Below are 14,696 nucleotides of genomic sequence, written 5' to 3'. Positions count from 1 at the left end.
CGCCTCAGCCGTGGCCGACGAAGGTCCTGCCTTCGTCCAGCGTGTAGGTCGGCGTGTAGTCGCTGTCGAGGTTGTGCGTGTGGATGTGCGCGCCGGCCTCGACCGGCGTGCGCAGGCTGCCGATGACGGCGTCGTACTTCAGCACCTTGGTTCCGGCCGCGATGGCATGGCGCGCGATCTTGTGGCCCAGGCCGATGTCCTTTGCCAGTGCGACGGGGCCGCCCTCGAGCTGCACCGCGGTGCCGGCGGCGAGGTGGGTGCAGGCGATCAGGCAGTTGTCCGAGGGGGAGAGCAGCACCAGCCGGGCGTCGATGGCCGGTGCGGGAGAGGCGGTCGGCATCCGGCGCTCAGAACTTGCGGTATTTCAGATAAGCCTCCTGCGGGTCGGTGCCCGCGAGGATGGCGGTGCGCACGAGGTTCTCGCGGCCCATCATGTGCTCGGCTTCGGTGATGACGGCGTCGGCCTGCGCCAGCGGCAGGCAGATCACGCCGTCGGTGTCGGCCAGCAGCAGGTCGCCGGGGTTCACCGTGACCTCGCCGATGCGCACCGGCACGTCCATCGCCTCGGGCAGCCAGTAGCCCACGATATCGCGCGGCGTGAAGTAGCGGTGCCACACCTGGAAGCCCTGCTGCAGGATGAACTCGGCGTCGCGCACGCCGCCGTCGGCGATCACGCCCAGCACGCCTTTGCGGCCCAGCGTCTCGGCCGACAGCTCGCCCATGTGCGACACGGTGGAGTCGTTGGGCTGGATCACCGCGATGTGGCCCGGCTTGGCGCGCGACAGAAAGCCGGTCCACGCCATCAGCGTCTCGTGCGGATCGGCCGTGGGGTCGACGCGCCCGTTCACCGTGAAGGCCGGACCGCAGAGCTTCCGGCCGGCGATCAGCGGGCGCAGCGTGGGCGGCAGGGTGAAGTCGCGCATGCCTGCGGCGCGCATCACGTCGTGAAGGATGCCGGTGTAGCAGGCTTGCAGGCGGCCGATGAGCGCGGAGTCGTGTGGCATCGTGAACCTTGTTTTCTTAGATGAAACTAGTTTTCGCCGCAAAGGTTAGCTTTTGAGGTCGAAACGAAAGCTGGGGTTTGCGCGAATTCGAGGGTATTCACCAATCGAGAGAGGCGCGTGCACGGGTTTTTGAGGATCATTGCGCGATCGGCGGTCGCGTATATTTGTTTTCATCAGTGAAATTAATATTTCACTTGTGCGAATCAACATTCAGCCAACACCCCCAGAAGGACTCCGCTCAAATGACTTCCCGCGTTCAAGGAAAGAACATCCTCGTCACCGCTGCCGGCAAGGGCATCGGCCGGGCCAGCGCTCTGGCGCTGGAGCGCGAAGGCGCCACGGTGTGGGCGACCGACGTGGACGAGGCTGCGCTGGCCGAACTGGCGGCGCTGGCCCGCGAAGAAGGCCTTGCGGGGCTCAAGCCGGCCGCGCTCGACGTGCGCGACAGCGCAGCACTGAAGTCCTTTGCGCAGACCGCGGGCCGGCTCGACGTGCTCTTCAACTGCGCCGGCTTCGTCCACAGCGGCAACATCCTGGCGTGCGAAGAAGCCGACTGGGACTTCAGCATGGACCTCAACGTGAAGTCGATGTACCGCACCATCCGCGCCTTCCTGCCCGACATGCTGGAGCGCGGCGGCTCGATCATCAACATGGCCTCGGCCGCGTCGAGCGTGAAGGGCGTGCCCAACCGATTCGTCTACGGCGCGTCGAAGGCGGCCGTCATCGGGCTGACCAAGGCGGTGGCGGCAGACTTCATCCAGCAGGGCGTGCGCTGCAACGCCATCTGCCCCGGCACGGTCGAGTCGCCCTCGCTGCGCGACCGCATCGCGGCGCAGGCCGAGCAGGCCGGTGCCGACGAGGCCACCGTGCGCGCCGCCTTCGTGGCGCGCCAGCCGCTCGGCCGCGTCGGCAAGCCGGAGGAGATCGCGGCGCTGGTGGTGTACCTGGCGTCCGACGAGTCGGCCTTCACCACCGGCGCGATCCATATGATCGACGGTGGATGGTCGAACTGAGCAGCGAACAATGAAGCAAGCACCAGCGCCGGAAGAACAGCAGGACCGCAGCGAGGCCGGGGCCGACGCCGCGCCGGACGGCGAGGGCGCGCTGCGCTATGCCGCGCCGGCGCTCGAGAAGGGGCTGGACATCCTCGAGGCGCTGGCCGACAGCGCCAGCGGGTACACGCTCAACGAGCTGGCGCAGAAGGTCGGCCGCAAGGTCAGCGAGATCTTCCGCATGGCCGTGACCCTGCAGCGCCGCGGCTACGTGCAGGTCGACGAGAACGACCGCTACACGCTCACCTTGCGCATGTTCGAGCTGGCGCACCGCCAGCAGCCGCTGAAGAGCCTGGTGAGCGCCGCGCTGCCGCTGCTGCGCGAGCTGGCCAACCGGGCGCGCCAGTCGTGCCACCTGACCATGTACCAGGGCGGGCGCGTGGTGGTCATCGCGCAGGTCGAGAGCCCGGAGCGCTGGTCGTTCGGGCTCAAGGTGGGCGTGGTGATGGGGCTGACCGACACCTCGTCGGGCCATGTGCTGCTGGCGTTCCGCGACGAGATCGACCGCGCGCGCATGCTGCGTGCCCACAGCAACGTCGAAGGCGAGCTCGACATGGACCCGGGCGAGCTGTTCGCGCTGCTGCAGGAGGTGCGCGAGCGCGGCTACTCGGCCATGCCGAGCAAGCAGACGCGCGGCATCACCAACATCGCCTTTCCGGTGATGGGCGCGGCCGACCACGTGATCGCGTCGATCAACGTGCCGTACATCGAGCGCATCGACCAGAAGTCGGCGCCCGACGTGGTGCAGGTGCGCGGCATCGTCGGCAACATCGCCGCGCGACTGTCGGCGCTGATGGGCGCGAGCGGCTACAACGACAACGAGTAGGGCGCATCCGGTGGTGCGGATGGCATGATCCGCCGATCAAAAAACCGGAGGAGTTCTTCATGCCGTCTGATCCCGCCAACGCTGCAGGGCAGCCATCGCTCGTTCGTACCGGCGCCAAGGCCGGCCTGGCCTTCGCGGGCTCCGTCATCAAGGGCGGCCTGCTGGGCGTGATCCTCGGCGGCGGCGTTTTCTTCTTCTATCTGAGCCAGCTGAACGGTCCGGGCAATGTCGCGGCACGCGCCGGCGGGGCGGGCGCGATCATTGCGCTGATCACCACGCCGTCGGTGCTGGTGGCCTTGCTGCTGCTGATGTTCGTCGTGGTCTACGTGATGCTCGGCGTGGCGCAGGGGCGTGCCCGCGCCATGCAGCACCTGGTGGCGGCGCGCGGCGAGGCGGTCGCGCAGCGGCTGAGTGGCGCAATCGCCGGGCGCATCGAGGCGATGCCGCGTGCACATGGCACGCTGCACCGTGCGGCGGACTGGCTTTCGGTCGACGCGCTGACGAAGCAGCTGGCGCCGGTGCTGGGCGAGGGCAGGGCGGTGCGCGCGGTGGTGGCTTTCGTGCTCAACCGCCTGCCGCTGAGCGACATGATGGCCGAGTGGCAGGAAAGCCGCGCCGCGCACGGCGAACCGATGGTGGCGCCGGGCGAAGGTCCGGTGCAGGACCCGGCGCTGCGCGCGCTGCTCACGCGCCGCATCAACGAGACGATGCAGGAAATGGCCGAGCCCTCGCGCACGCCGCTGTACATCGCGCTGGGCGCGCATGCGGCGCTGCTGGGTGTCGGGCTCTGGCTGGTGAACTGAAGAAAAACCGAAGAAGCTGAATGCAGCGGCGCTCAGAGCGCCAGCATCAGCTTCAGGTTCTGCACCGCGGCGCCGCTGGCGCCCTTGCCGAGGTTGTCCAGGCGGGCGATGACCACGGCGTGGTGGTGGTCCTCGTTCGGGAACACGCGGATCTCGAGGTTGTTGGTGTCGTTGAGCGCCAGCGCCTCGAGCTTGCCGTCCTCGGTCGGCGGCAGCACCTTCACGAACTGCTCGGGCGTGTTGCTCTTCGCGTAGTGCGCGGCCAGGGCGTCCTGCAGGTCGCCGGCCTTCGGCTTGCCGGGCAGCAGGTCGAGATGCAGCGGCAGCTGCACCAGCATGCCCTGCTTGAAATTGCCCACCGACGGAATGAAGACCGGACGGCGGGTGAGGCCGGTGTACGTCATGATTTCGGGAATGTGCTTGTGCTTCAGGCCCAGCGCGTAGGTCTCGAACAGGGGCGCCTCGCCCTTTTCATAGGCCTCGATCATGGTCCGGCCGCCGCCCGAGTAGCCGCTTACGGAAGGCAGCGAGATCGGGAAGTCGGCGGGCAGGATGCCCGCGTCCACCAGCGGGCGCACCATGGCAATGGCGCCGCTGGCATAGCAGCCGGGATTGCCCACGCGGTCGGCCTTGGCCACCGCCTGCCAGTGGCCTTCCACCAGTTCGGGGAAGCCGAACACCCAGCCCGGGGCGATGCGGTGCGCCGTCGAGGCGTCGATGATCTTGGGCTTGGCGCCGGGCAGCTGGTCGATCAGCGCCACCGATTCGCGCGCCGCGTCGTCGTGCAGGCAGAGCACCACGAGGTCGACGCCGGCCATCAGGTCGCGCTTGGCGTTGACGTCCTTTCGCAGCTCGGGCGCGATGCTCACGAGTTCGATCTGCGGCATCGTCTGGAGCCGCTCGCGAATCTGCAGGCCGGTGGTACCGGCCTCGCCGTCGATGAAAACCTTGGCCATGGTGGTGGTGCTCGATGGAACCCCGGAGCGGGGTCTAGAAGAAAGTACGTATTGACCGCAACCCTACGTCCAGTATTGGTGCGGCGCACCATGATACAGTCCGCGGTTGTTCGCCGCCCCCAGCCGTCAGGCTGCCGTCGCCCGCGAGCAACAGAGCAGAAACACTCTCAGCCCAGATCTCCCGTTCTCAACCTCCTCCTTCCGAGAGACATCCCTCATGAAGATTCACGAGTACCAAGGCAAGGAAATCCTTGCCAAGTTCGGCGTGCCGGTGCCGCGCGGCATCCCGGCCTACACGGTCCAGGAGGCGGTGGAAGCCGCCCAGAAACTTGGAGGCCCGGTGTGGGTCGTCAAGGCCCAGATCCACGCGGGTGGCCGCGGCAAGGGCGGTGGCGTCAAGGTCGCCAAGTCCATCGAGGACGTCAAGAAGCTCGCCGGCGAGATCCTCGGCATGCAGCTCAAGACGCACCAGACCGGCCCGGAAGGCCAGAAGGTTCGCCGCCTCTACATCGAAGACGGCGCCGACATCAACAAGGAATACTACGTTTCGGCCGTGACCGACCGCGCCACCCAGAAGGTGGCCTTCATCGCCTCGAGCGAAGGCGGCATGGACATCGAGGAAGTGGCCCACTCCTCGCCCGAGAAGATCATCACGGTGTTCGCAGACCCCGAAAAGGGCCTGACCGACGAACAGGCCAAGCAGATCGCCGACGGCATCGGCATGCCGGCCGATTCGACCGCCCAGACCGTCGACATCCTGAAGAAGCTCTACACCTGCTACATGGAGACGGACGCCTCGCTGGTCGAGATCAACCCGCTCAACCGTGACAGCAAGGGCAACGTCATGGCGCTGGACGCCAAGTTCAACTTCGACAGCAACGCGCTGTTCCGCCACCCCGAGATCGTGGCCCTGCGCGACCTCGACGAAGAAGACGCGGCCGAAGTCGAAGCTTCCAAGTTCGACCTCGCCTACATCTCGCTGGACGGCAACATCGGCTGCCTGGTGAACGGTGCCGGCCTGGCCATGGCCACCATGGACACCATCAAGCTGTTCGGCGGCGAGCCGGCCAACTTCCTGGACGTGGGCGGCGGCGCCACCCCCGAGAAGGTCACCGAAGCCTTCAAGATCATGCTCAAGAACAAGAACGTGGAAGCCATCCTCGTGAACATCTTCGGCGGCATCATGAAGTGCGACACCATCGCCACCGGTGTGATCGCAGCCTGCAAGGCCGTGAACCTGCAAGTGCCGCTGGTGGTGCGCATGAAGGGCACCAACGAAGTCGAAGGCAAGAAGCTGCTGGCCGATTCGGGCCTGCCGATCATCAGCGCCGACACCATGGCGGAAGCGGCCCAGAAGGTCGTGGCAGCAGTCAAGAAGGCCTAAGGAACAAGTCATGTCGATCTACATCAACAAAGACACCAAAGTCATCACGCAAGGCATCACCGGCAAGACCGGCCAGTTCCACACGGAAAAGTGCCAGGAATACGCGAACGGCAAGAACGCCTTCGTGGCCGGCGTGAACCCGAAGAAGGCGGGCGAGTCGATCTTCAACATCCCGATCTTCGGTTCGGTCAAGGAAGCCGCCACGCAGACCGGCGCGACCGTGTCGGTGATCTACGTGCCGCCGGCAGGCGCCGCGGCCGCCATCTGGGAAGCCGTCGAAGCCGACCTGGACCTGGCGATCTGCATCACCGAAGGCATCCCGGTCCGCGACATGCTCGAAGTGCGCAACAAGATGAAGGCCAAGGAAGCGGCCGGCGGCAAGAAGACGCTGCTGCTGGGCCCGAACTGCCCCGGCCTGATCACGCCCGACGAAATCAAGATCGGCATCATGCCCGGCCACATCCACCGCAAGGGCCGCATCGGCGTGGTCTCGCGCTCGGGCACGCTGACGTACGAAGCCGTGGCTCAACTGACCGAAATCGGCCTGGGCCAATCGTCGGCAGTCGGCATTGGCGGCGACCCGATCAACGGCCTGAAGCACATCGACGTGATGAAGGCCTTCAACGACGATCCGGACACCGACGCGGTCATCATGATCGGCGAAATCGGCGGCCCGGACGAAGCTGACGCTGCCCGCTGGTGCAAGGAACACATGAAGAAGCCGGTCGTCGGCTTCATCGCCGGTGTCACCGCCCCTCCCGGCAAGCGCATGGGCCACGCCGGCGCGCTGATCTCGGGCGGCGCCGACACGGCCGATGCCAAGCTCGCCATCATGGAAGAGTGCGGCTTCACCGTGACGCGCAACTTCTCGGAACTGGCCAAGCTGCTCAAGGCACAGTTGTAAGAGGCGGCTCCGCGACACCGGCCACAGAGCCGGGTCATGAGAGGACCACGCAGAAATAAAAAAGCGCCCGCACTGGATTGCGGGCGCTTTTTTCAATAAAACACAGTGGGATCAGAGACATGGAACTTCTTCAAAGCACAGACTTCTGGATCGGTCTGATCAAGATCGTCTGGATCAACATCATCCTGTCGGGCGACAACGCCGTGGTGATCGCCATGGCGGCGCGGTCGCTGCCGCCTGCCCAGCAGAAAAAGGCCGTGCTGTTCGGCTCGGGCGCAGCCGTGGTGCTGCGCATCGTGCTCACGGTGGTGGCTGCCAAGCTGCTGGCGCTGCCGTACCTGCAGATCGTCGGCGGCCTGCTGCTGCTGTGGATCGGCACCCAGCTGCTGAGCGAAGACGACGACGGCGACGGCGAATCGAAGGAATACGGCAGCATGCTCGTCGCGGTGCGCACGATCCTGCTGGCCGACCTCGTGATGAGCCTGGACAACGTGATCGCTGTCGCGGCTGCCGCGCAAGGCAGCATGGTGTTGCTGATCCTGGGCCTCGCCATCAGTATTCCCTTGGTCATTTTCGGCAGCACCCTCATGATCAAGCTCATGGAACGCTTCCCGATCATCGTCATGCTGGGCGCCGCGCTGATCGGCTGGGTCGGCGGAGAAACGATCGTGAGCGACGTGGCGATGCGCGGCATCCTTGCGGCCAACCCCTGGTTGCATTACGCGGCTGCTGCCGCCGGTGCCTTGTTCGTCGTGGCCGTCGGCCGCTTGATGCAACGGCGCGCGCACGCCGCTGCACAGTAAACCGCAGAGAAGTCGGCGCAAGCAAACCATGGCGAGTGTCGGCGTCTCCCTGTTCTCAACCCGTCCCCCCCTGAGCTGGGAGTTCGCCGCCCTGACCGATGTCGGACGGTTGCGTTCTCACAACGAAGACGCCGTCCACGTCGACCCCTCGCTCGGCCTGGCCCTGCTGGCGGACGGCATGGGCGGCTACAAGGGTGGCGAGGTGGCGAGCGCCATGGCCGTGTCGCTGCTGCATGCCAGCTTCGGCCGGTGGTTCGCCCAGGCGGGCATGCAGGCGCCGTCCCGTGTGGTCCGGCGTGCCCTGCAGGCCGCCACCGACGAGGCCAACGGTTCCATCCTGCATGCCAGCACCACCAACCCGGAGCTGCAGGGGATGGGAACCACCCTGGTGCTGGCGGCATTCCGGCAGCAGCGCGTGGTGGTCGGCCACATCGGCGATTCACGCTGCTACCGGCTGCGCAACAACAAGCTGGAGCTGCTCACGCGCGACCACTCGTTGCGCCAGCAGCAGCTCGACGCGGGCGCCATCACGCCCGAGGAAGCTGCAAACTCGCCCACCCGCAACCTCGTGACCCGCGCCGTCGGCGTCGAGCCCCAGGTCATGCTGGAGATGCACGAGCACAGCGCGAGGGCCGGCGATCTCTATATGCTCTGCTCCGACGGTTTGAGCGAGATGATTTCCGACGAGCAGCTTTTCACGCTTCTAGAACACGATGCCGAGCTTCAGAAAAAAGCTTCACTTTTGGTTGCAATTGCAAACGACAATGGCGGCCGTGACAATATTTCGGTTGTTCTGGCTAGAGCCGGCGTCGAGGAGACATCCCGCGCGGCCAGATAGCACATCCGGGCGGCAAGGGGCCGCACCGTTCGCTTTCGTTCAAGCTTTGCACTCGGAGAGTCGGCAATGCCGAAGATGATCATTTCGGTCGATGGCGTGGTCATCGGGCAAGTGGCGCTCGCCAAGGAACGCACGACCCTCGGCCGGCGTGCCTACAACGACATCGTGATCGACAACCTGGCGGTCAGCGGCGAGCATGCCGTGCTGCACATGAGTGGCGGCGAAGTCGAAATTGAAGACCTCAACAGCACCAACGGCACCTACGTCAACGCGCTCGCCATCCAGAAGCAGGCGCTCAAGGACAACGATGTCATCGAGGTCGGCGGCTGCCGCATCCATTTCCGCGCGCGAAGCAACCTGGCGGTCGGCCCCGGCTCGGTGCGTTCGACGACGCCCGAATTCCCGAACGGCGACGGCGGTGGTCCCGGCATGCCGCTGTCTTCCGCGCCCACCGAGTCGGGCGCACTGGTCGAACTCGGCATTCCGGTGCTGCGCGTGCTCAGCGGCATCAACGAAGGCCAGGACGTCGCCCTGCAGAAGGTCGTCACCACCATCGGCAAGCCCGGCGTGGCGGTGGCCGTGGTCACGCGGCGGCGCCAGGGCTACGTGGCGGCAGGCGTCGAAGGCAACGTCCTGCTCAACGGCCTGCAGCTCGGCACCGAGGCGGTGGCGTTGCAGGAACGCGACGTTCTCGAACTCGGCGGCGACACCCGCATGCAGTTCGTCCGCATCTGAGTCTTTTCCCTTGGCTTGCCGCGGCCCAGCCCGCCTGGACGGGACGCCGTGAGCGGGCTCCGGCGCCACTGGCCGCGCATTGCCATCACATTTCTGCCGGTGCTGCTGGCGCTGGCGCACGCGACGGGGCTCTGGCCGCTGGGCGCGATCGAACGCCTTGACCGCCTGATCTACGATGTCCGGCTGCGTGCCACCATGCCGCGCACGCCCGATCCCCGCGTGGTGATCGTCGACGTCGACGACGCCAGCCTGGCGCGGCAGGGGCAATGGCCCTGGGCACGCGACAAGATCGCCGCCCTCACCACCGAACTGCTGACCCGCCAGCAGGCGGCCGTGGTCGGCTTCGACGTGATGTTCCTCGAGCCGGACCGGAGTTCGGGCCTCGAGCGGCTGCGCCAGATCGCCAAAGGGCCGCTGCAGGGCATGCCCGGCCTGGCTTCGGAAATCGAGCGCCTCGCGCCGGTGCTCGATCACGACGCCACCTTCGCCGACGCCTTGAAGGGCCGGCCGGTGGCGCTGGGCTACTACTTCACTCACTCGGATGCTTCGACCGCCAAGGGCCGGTTGCCGCCCGCGCCGCTGGTGCCGGAAGAAGCCTTCCCCATCCGAGGCGCCTACGCCACCACATGGAGCGGCTTCGGCGCCAGCCTGCCGTCGCTGGCCCAGGCTGCGCCGGTCGCCGGCTTCCTCAACACGCTGGTCAGCACCAACAGCGACGGCGTGATCCGCAGCGTGCCGCTGCTGGCGCGCTACGACGGCGACCAGGCGCAGCGCGGCTACTACGAGTCGCTGGGCCTCGCGGTCTATCGGCTGGCCAATGGCGGGCCTGCGGTGCACCCGGCATTCGCGCCGGGCAGCGAACCGCCGCTGCTGGAATCGCTGCGAATCGGGTCGCTGCGCATCCCGGTCGACCAGACCTCGAGCATGCCGGTGCCGTACCGCGGTCTCGGCGGCGCCAGCGGCGGATCGTTTCGCTACCTGCCTGCCGCCGATGTGCTCGAGGGACGGCTGGCTGCGGCCGAGCTCAAGGACAAGATCGTGTTCGTCGGCGCCACCGCGCCCGGACTGCAGGACCTGCGCGCCACGCCGGTCGAGGCGGCGTTCCCCGGCGTCGAAGTGCATGCCAACGTCGTGTCGGCACTGCTCGATCGCCGGCTGCTCAGCGCGCCGGACTACGCCCCCGGCTACGAAGTCGTCACCGTGCTGGCGAGCGGATTGCTGCTCGCATTCGGGCTGTCGCTGCTGCCGGCGCTGCGCGCCGTGCTCCTGACCGCGGCGACGATCGCCGCGCTGACCGGGCTCGATGTCTGGCTCTACGCGGCCCATGGACTCGTCCTGCCGCTGGCCTCGGCGCTGGCGATGGCCGCGGCCGCCTTCGCGCTCAACATGAGCTGGGGATATCTCGTCGAGTCCCGCGCCCGGCGGGGGCTGGTGCGGCTCTTCGGCACCTACGTGCCACCGCAGCTGGTCGACGAAATGCTGGTGCAGCCCGACCGCTACAGCATGCGCGCCGAGAGCAAGCCCATGACCGTGGTGTTCTGCGACATGCGCGACTTCACCCGCCTGTCGGAGCAGATGTCGCCAGCCGAGCTGCAGGCCTTTCTCAACACCGTGTTCAGCCGGCTCACCGACGTCATCAGCGCGCACCGCGGCACCGTCGACAAGTACATGGGCGATTGCGTGATGGCCTTCTGGGGCGCGCCCATCGACACGGCCGACCATGCGAGCCTGGCCGTTCGGGCGGCACTCGACATGGCCGATGCCGTGCACGACATCAACCGCGTCCATCGTGCCGCCGGCCAGCCCGAGATCAGCGTGGGCATCGGCATCAACAGCGGCGTGATGAGCGTGGGCGACATGGGTTCGACCGCGCGCCGCAGCTATACCGTGGTCGGCGACGCGGTCAACCTCGCTTCGCGCCTGGAGGGGTTGAGCGGACACTACGGGGTGGAAATCGTGGCCAGCGCCAGCACCCGCGAACTGGCGCCGGACCACATCTGGCAGGAGCTGGACAGCGTGCGCGTCAAGGGCAAGGCCCAGGCGGTGGCCGTGTTCACTCCGCTCGACGCCCGCACGCCCGAGGCAGCCGAGCAGGCCCGGCAACTGCTCGGGCAGTGGGCCGAAGTGCTGGCCGCCTACCGCCGCCAGGATTGGGCCGAGGGGCGCAGCCTGCTCGCTCCGCTGCTCGCCGCCGATGCCGAAAAAGTCCTTTACCAGCTCTACGCGCAGCGTTTAGCCTCGATGGCGTTGCGACCGCAAGACCCGAACTGGGACGGCGCGACCCGGTTCGAAACCAAATGACGACAGACACATTCAAGGGGTCTCTCACAATGCAGGTTCGTGTGCTGGGTTGCTCGGGCGCCATCGCCAAAGACTGCCGCACCACCTCCTTCCTGGTCGACACCGACCTTCTCGTCGACGCCGGCACCGGCGTCGGCGACCTCACACTCGACGAAATGGCCGGCATCGACGACGTCGTGCTCACGCACAGCCACCTCGACCACATCGCCGCGCTCCCTCTCATGCTCGACGCCGTCGGCAGCCGGCGCACGAGGCCGCTGCGCGTGCACGCGCTGCGCGCCACCATCGAGGCGCTGCGGGCGCACGTGTTCAACAACGTGATCTGGCCGGATTTCGAAAGCATCCCGAGCCTGGACGCGCCGTTCGTCAGCTTTCACGACATCGCCGTCGGGCAGGTGCTTGCATTGGGAACCCGCGAGCCCAAGCGCATCGAGGTGCTGCCCGCGGTCCACACCGTGCCCGCGTGCGGATTCGCCGTGCGCCGCGCCGAAGGGGGCGCTCACTGGGTGTTCAGCGGAGACACCGAACGCAACGCGCCGTTCTGGGAGCGAGTGAACTCGCTGGACGTTGCCATGCTCGTGATCGAGACCGCCTTCAGCAGCAGGGAACAGGCGCTGGCCGAACGCAGCCTGCATCTGTCGCCGGCAGCGCTGGCCGATGAGCTGGCGCATATCGATGTGGGGAAGCAGTTTCCGATCTACATCACGCACACGAAGCCGGCGGAGACCGAGGAGATCATGAGCCAGATCGAGGTGCTGGCTGCGCACCAGGTCGCCGGGCTGGCGCAGCGCGACATCCGCTGGCTGAAGGCTGATGGCGTACTGACGTTTTGAGCTGTCAGAAACGAAGGTACTGACAAACTTGTCACTGTTTGTCTCATCGAAGAGCGCAAAGTGTCACTTGCTGTAACCGGAGTGTGAACAAAATCACTAGTCTTGGGATGTAAGCGATTGAAAACAGGTTGGCACGGATGCTGCGGAAGGTAATCCGCTCCGGGCAGGTTCCCGGGCGTAACAACCAACCAACCTGGAGTTAGTTCAATGAACCGTCGTACTCTCGCCCGCCGCGCACAGGCCGGCTTTACCCTTATCGAACTGATGATCGTTGTGGCGATCATCGGTATCTTGGCTGCGGTGGCTCTGCCAGCGTATCAAGACTACACGGTCCGCGCAAAGGTCTCGGAAGCTGTGATCAATGCGACGTCCGCAAAGTCGCTCGTCAGCGAAGCTTTCCAAACGGACGGACTGGCAGGCGTGAAGGCTGCAGCGGATACGTTCAATGGTAAGGACGCTGGCGAAAAGTCGACCAAGTACATCGAGAGCATTGCCATCAGCAAGGATGACGGCTCCGAAGGCCAAATCACGGTCACGCTGAAGAACAACGACAGTGCTGGCTTCCCCGCCGAAGTGAAGAACACGACGCTCATTTTCTCGCCGAATGTGCAGAAGGCTGCTTTGGCTGACAAGGCTGGCGCTATCGACTGGGCTTGCGGCAGCATTACGGCAACGACCGCCGGCACCCGCGGCCTGGGTTCCGCCGCTACGGGCACGCTGCCCGCCAAGTACGCCCCTGCTGAATGCCGCTAATTAGCTCTCGCTAAGCAAGCCGCCTCCGGGCGGCTTTTTTGTCTTTCGACTTGTCAGTCCGCTCGCTTTGCCAAACGGTCAGGATCTTGTCGAACACGCCAAAATCCATTTGCTTGTAGCAGAGGCGGATCATCGAAACTCACCTGCGCTTTCATCGCCGGGTCGAGTTTCATGCGATGCAAAGGTTCCAAGTGCTTATGTGATGCTGCACAGGGATGCGGCCACTGAGATCGGCCTTCCAACAACTCTTGTTAATCTTGGCAGCTATCTCTGGAGCACGAGGCTGTCATGGCGCGACATGGCAATGAACAATACGAAGGTTTGTATCCGTATATCCCACATTCGGGTCAGCTGCAGAAATTACGACCGATGCGACCACAGGACTAAACGGCCACGTTTTGAGCGCTCTACGGTGTGAAGTGTCAAGAGGTTCTTTCAAGACATCGAGAGACACGAGACAGGCACTGCGAGGTTGATGCCGCGGTGCGGCCGATGCCAGTTGCAGAAGTGATTCCACACGAGCAAGGCCTCCCGACGCTGGTTTGAGTTCGCGTAGGCACGTCCGTAGGCGCACTCGCGTGGGCCGACTGGATGAAGCGCTCGGCCTTGCCGTTGGGCTGTAAGCGATATGCCCCCCGTGAACTTCTGGCCAATGCCCAGTTCAAGACACGCTTCGGCGAACAGCTCCGAATAGCTCCGAACGGAATGACATGCCGTTCTTGGTCTCGGTCGGTACCCTTTGGATTGGTCCACGCATGCTCGCGAAGTAGCCCACGACAGCCCGTAGGAACGCGTCGGCACTGAAAACTTGGTCTAGTCGGGATACCTGCGTGAAGGCCAGACGGCTGGTCGTCCACGGCCACGAAGACAACGTCCCGGCCGACGCTGCGCGCACGCGGGGCGCGGTCGCCGGTGAAGCGGTGGCCAACCTTGTCAAAGCGTCCAAGCTTCTTGAGGTCGACGTGCAGCAGCTTGCCGGGGCCCTCGCGCTCCTAGCGTTGCACGGGCTCGTCTGGGCGCAGGTCACTCAAACGCGACAGCCCGGCACGCCGCAGCTCGCGGCTGACAGTCGCCTTGAACACGCTCATGTAAGAGGCGGCGATTCGTGCCTGCAGGAACAGTCTGCGGCGCAACTCAACAATGGTCAGCGCTACATGAGGCGATAGCGTGAGGTGACTTCTCTGGGAGGATTTGTCCAGCAGGCCTGCCGCACCATCGACAAGTAGTAGGCCAGCCATTTCCGAGCGGTGACTGCGCTGACACCTTGCGAAGCCGCCGCATCTGATGCGCTGGCCCCACGTTCAATGATGTCATGAACCATCTCCATGCGGCGCAGGTACGCCAATTGGGCATTGAGACTTCCGAAACATTTGCTCGAACCATGTTGTCCTGGGACACCGGCAGAGGCCCGACAGCCGAAGCACTCGAACGTAGCGACAACGATCATTGGTTCGATCAAACTGAAGTCAGTTGGTGAGCGCATCAAAAGCTTGATCGAATTACT

15 protein-coding genes and 1 pseudogene are annotated in these 14,696 nt (G+C 65.5%); 12 read left to right on the top strand and 4 right to left on the bottom strand.

The window, feature by feature from the left end; genetic code table 11:
• Nucleotides 1-4: 4 nt before the first annotated feature.
• Together AACL56_RS01925 and AACL56_RS01920 are read right to left on the bottom strand one after the other, a co-directional pair.
• On the bottom strand, nucleotides 5-340 hold the full coding sequence (locus AACL56_RS01925) for a UxaA family hydrolase (protein WP_339088149.1): 336 nt from the start codon (nucleotides 338-340) through the stop codon (nucleotides 5-7).
• Between the two features lie 7 nt (nucleotides 341-347).
• Nucleotides 348-1,004 carry an RraA family protein gene (locus tag AACL56_RS01920; protein ID WP_339088148.1) on the bottom strand — a complete coding sequence of 219 codons (657 nt, stop codon included), beginning with the start codon at nucleotides 1,002-1,004 and terminating at the stop codon, nucleotides 348-350.
• Between the two features lie 242 nt (nucleotides 1,005-1,246).
• Between AACL56_RS01920 and AACL56_RS01915 the strand changes: the two genes are divergently transcribed.
• The 3 genes from AACL56_RS01915 to AACL56_RS01905 are packed head-to-tail and all read left to right on the top strand — an operon-like array spanning nucleotide 1,247 to nucleotide 3,685.
• Nucleotides 1,247-2,017 carry an SDR family oxidoreductase gene (locus tag AACL56_RS01915; RefSeq protein ID WP_339088147.1) on the top strand — a complete coding sequence of 257 codons (771 nt, stop codon included), beginning with the start codon at nucleotides 1,247-1,249 and terminating at the stop codon, nucleotides 2,015-2,017.
• A 10-nt stretch (nucleotides 2,018-2,027) separates the two neighbouring features.
• Entirely contained in the window at nucleotides 2,028-2,882 is an 855-nt protein-coding gene (locus AACL56_RS01910) for an IclR family transcriptional regulator (RefSeq protein WP_339088146.1), read from the top strand.
• A 59-nt stretch (nucleotides 2,883-2,941) separates the two neighbouring features.
• On the top strand, nucleotides 2,942-3,685 hold the full coding sequence (locus AACL56_RS01905; protein WP_339088145.1) for a hypothetical protein: 744 nt from the start codon (nucleotides 2,942-2,944) through the stop codon (nucleotides 3,683-3,685).
• A 32-nt stretch (nucleotides 3,686-3,717) separates the two neighbouring features.
• Here AACL56_RS01905 and argC read toward each other — a convergent pair whose 3' ends face one another.
• Nucleotides 3,718-4,641 (bottom strand): N-acetyl-gamma-glutamyl-phosphate reductase, encoded by a 924-nt coding sequence (gene argC, locus AACL56_RS01900; protein ID WP_339088144.1) that lies wholly within the window; start codon nucleotides 4,639-4,641, stop codon nucleotides 3,718-3,720.
• 217 nt (nucleotides 4,642-4,858) lie between these two features.
• On the opposite strand from argC, the gene sucC reads away from it, so the two are divergent.
• The 8 genes from sucC to AACL56_RS01860 all read left to right on the top strand — a co-directional run bounded on the left by sucC (nucleotide 4,859) and on the right by AACL56_RS01860 (nucleotide 13,192).
• Nucleotides 4,859-6,025 (top strand): ADP-forming succinate--CoA ligase subunit beta, encoded by a 1,167-nt coding sequence (gene sucC / locus AACL56_RS01895; RefSeq protein WP_042577345.1) that lies wholly within the window; start codon nucleotides 4,859-4,861, stop codon nucleotides 6,023-6,025.
• A gap of 10 nt (nucleotides 6,026-6,035) precedes the next feature.
• Complete coding sequence (sucD, locus tag AACL56_RS01890; protein ID WP_339088143.1) at nucleotides 6,036-6,929, top strand: succinate--CoA ligase subunit alpha; 894 nt, start codon at nucleotides 6,036-6,038, stop codon at nucleotides 6,927-6,929.
• 119 nt (nucleotides 6,930-7,048) lie between these two features.
• Nucleotides 7,049-7,732 (top strand): TerC family protein, encoded by a 684-nt coding sequence (locus AACL56_RS01885; protein ID WP_339088142.1) that lies wholly within the window; start codon nucleotides 7,049-7,051, stop codon nucleotides 7,730-7,732.
• Nucleotides 7,733-7,760: 28 nt separating this feature from the next.
• Entirely contained in the window at nucleotides 7,761-8,570 is an 810-nt protein-coding gene (locus tag AACL56_RS01880; RefSeq protein ID WP_339088141.1) for a Stp1/IreP family PP2C-type Ser/Thr phosphatase, read from the top strand.
• Nucleotides 8,571-8,636: 66 nt separating this feature from the next.
• A complete protein-coding gene (locus AACL56_RS01875; protein WP_339088140.1) occupies nucleotides 8,637-9,305 on the top strand; it encodes an FHA domain-containing protein in 669 nt (222 codons plus the stop codon).
• 48 nt (nucleotides 9,306-9,353) lie between these two features.
• Nucleotides 9,354-11,606: a CHASE2 domain-containing protein gene (locus tag AACL56_RS01870; RefSeq protein WP_339088139.1), complete on the top strand. Its 2,253-nt coding sequence runs from the start codon at nucleotides 9,354-9,356 to the stop codon at nucleotides 11,604-11,606.
• 29 nt (nucleotides 11,607-11,635) lie between these two features.
• Nucleotides 11,636-12,439: a 3',5'-cyclic-nucleotide phosphodiesterase gene (locus tag AACL56_RS01865; RefSeq protein ID WP_339088138.1), complete on the top strand. Its 804-nt coding sequence runs from the start codon at nucleotides 11,636-11,638 to the stop codon at nucleotides 12,437-12,439.
• A 207-nt stretch (nucleotides 12,440-12,646) separates the two neighbouring features.
• Entirely contained in the window at nucleotides 12,647-13,192 is a 546-nt protein-coding gene (locus tag AACL56_RS01860; protein ID WP_339088137.1) for a pilin, read from the top strand.
• 435 nt (nucleotides 13,193-13,627) lie between these two features.
• On the opposite strand, the pseudogene AACL56_RS01855 reads toward AACL56_RS01860, so the two are convergent.
• Nucleotides 13,628-14,519 (bottom strand): annotated as a pseudogene (locus AACL56_RS01855) (integrase core domain-containing protein).
• On the opposite strand from AACL56_RS01855, the gene AACL56_RS01850 reads away from it, so the two are divergent.
• Complete coding sequence (locus AACL56_RS01850; RefSeq protein WP_339092954.1) at nucleotides 14,505-14,669, top strand: hypothetical protein; 165 nt, start codon at nucleotides 14,505-14,507, stop codon at nucleotides 14,667-14,669. The pseudogene AACL56_RS01855 and the gene AACL56_RS01850 overlap by 15 nt on opposite strands.
• Nucleotides 14,670-14,696: the final 27 nt, after the last annotated feature.

Source organism: Variovorax paradoxus (assembly GCF_902712855.1).
GTDB classification, from domain to species: Bacteria; Pseudomonadota; Gammaproteobacteria; order Burkholderiales; family Burkholderiaceae_C; genus Variovorax; species Variovorax paradoxus_Q.
The sequence above is the reverse complement of the archived record's forward strand: the minus strand, read 5'-3'. Positions and strand labels throughout refer to the sequence as shown.

What these genes read in the sequence shown, in the direction of transcription:
- AACL56_RS01925 (WP_339088149.1), bottom strand. Translation starts at nt 340, where the DNA reads ATGCCGACCGCCTCTCCCGCACCGGCCATCGACGCCCGGCTGGTGCTG.
- AACL56_RS01920 (WP_339088148.1), bottom strand. Translation starts at nt 1,004, where the DNA reads ATGCCACACGACTCCGCGCTCATCGGCCGCCTGCAAGCCTGCTACACC.
- AACL56_RS01915 (WP_339088147.1), top strand. Translation starts at nt 1,247, where the DNA reads ATGACTTCCCGCGTTCAAGGAAAGAACATCCTCGTCACCGCTGCCGGC.
- AACL56_RS01910 (WP_339088146.1), top strand. Translation starts at nt 2,028, where the DNA reads ATGAAGCAAGCACCAGCGCCGGAAGAACAGCAGGACCGCAGCGAGGCC.
- AACL56_RS01905 (WP_339088145.1), top strand. Translation starts at nt 2,942, where the DNA reads ATGCCGTCTGATCCCGCCAACGCTGCAGGGCAGCCATCGCTCGTTCGT.
- argC (WP_339088144.1), bottom strand. Translation starts at nt 4,641, where the DNA reads ATGGCCAAGGTTTTCATCGACGGCGAGGCCGGTACCACCGGCCTGCAG.
- sucC (WP_042577345.1), top strand. Translation starts at nt 4,859, where the DNA reads ATGAAGATTCACGAGTACCAAGGCAAGGAAATCCTTGCCAAGTTCGGC.
- sucD (WP_339088143.1), top strand. Translation starts at nt 6,036, where the DNA reads ATGTCGATCTACATCAACAAAGACACCAAAGTCATCACGCAAGGCATC.
- AACL56_RS01885 (WP_339088142.1), top strand. Translation starts at nt 7,049, where the DNA reads ATGGAACTTCTTCAAAGCACAGACTTCTGGATCGGTCTGATCAAGATC.
- AACL56_RS01880 (WP_339088141.1), top strand. Translation starts at nt 7,761, where the DNA reads ATGGCGAGTGTCGGCGTCTCCCTGTTCTCAACCCGTCCCCCCCTGAGC.
- AACL56_RS01875 (WP_339088140.1), top strand. Translation starts at nt 8,637, where the DNA reads ATGCCGAAGATGATCATTTCGGTCGATGGCGTGGTCATCGGGCAAGTG.
- AACL56_RS01865 (WP_339088138.1), top strand. Translation starts at nt 11,636, where the DNA reads ATGCAGGTTCGTGTGCTGGGTTGCTCGGGCGCCATCGCCAAAGACTGC.
- AACL56_RS01860 (WP_339088137.1), top strand. Translation starts at nt 12,647, where the DNA reads ATGAACCGTCGTACTCTCGCCCGCCGCGCACAGGCCGGCTTTACCCTT.
- AACL56_RS01850 (WP_339092954.1), top strand. Translation starts at nt 14,505, where the DNA reads ATGAACCATCTCCATGCGGCGCAGGTACGCCAATTGGGCATTGAGACT.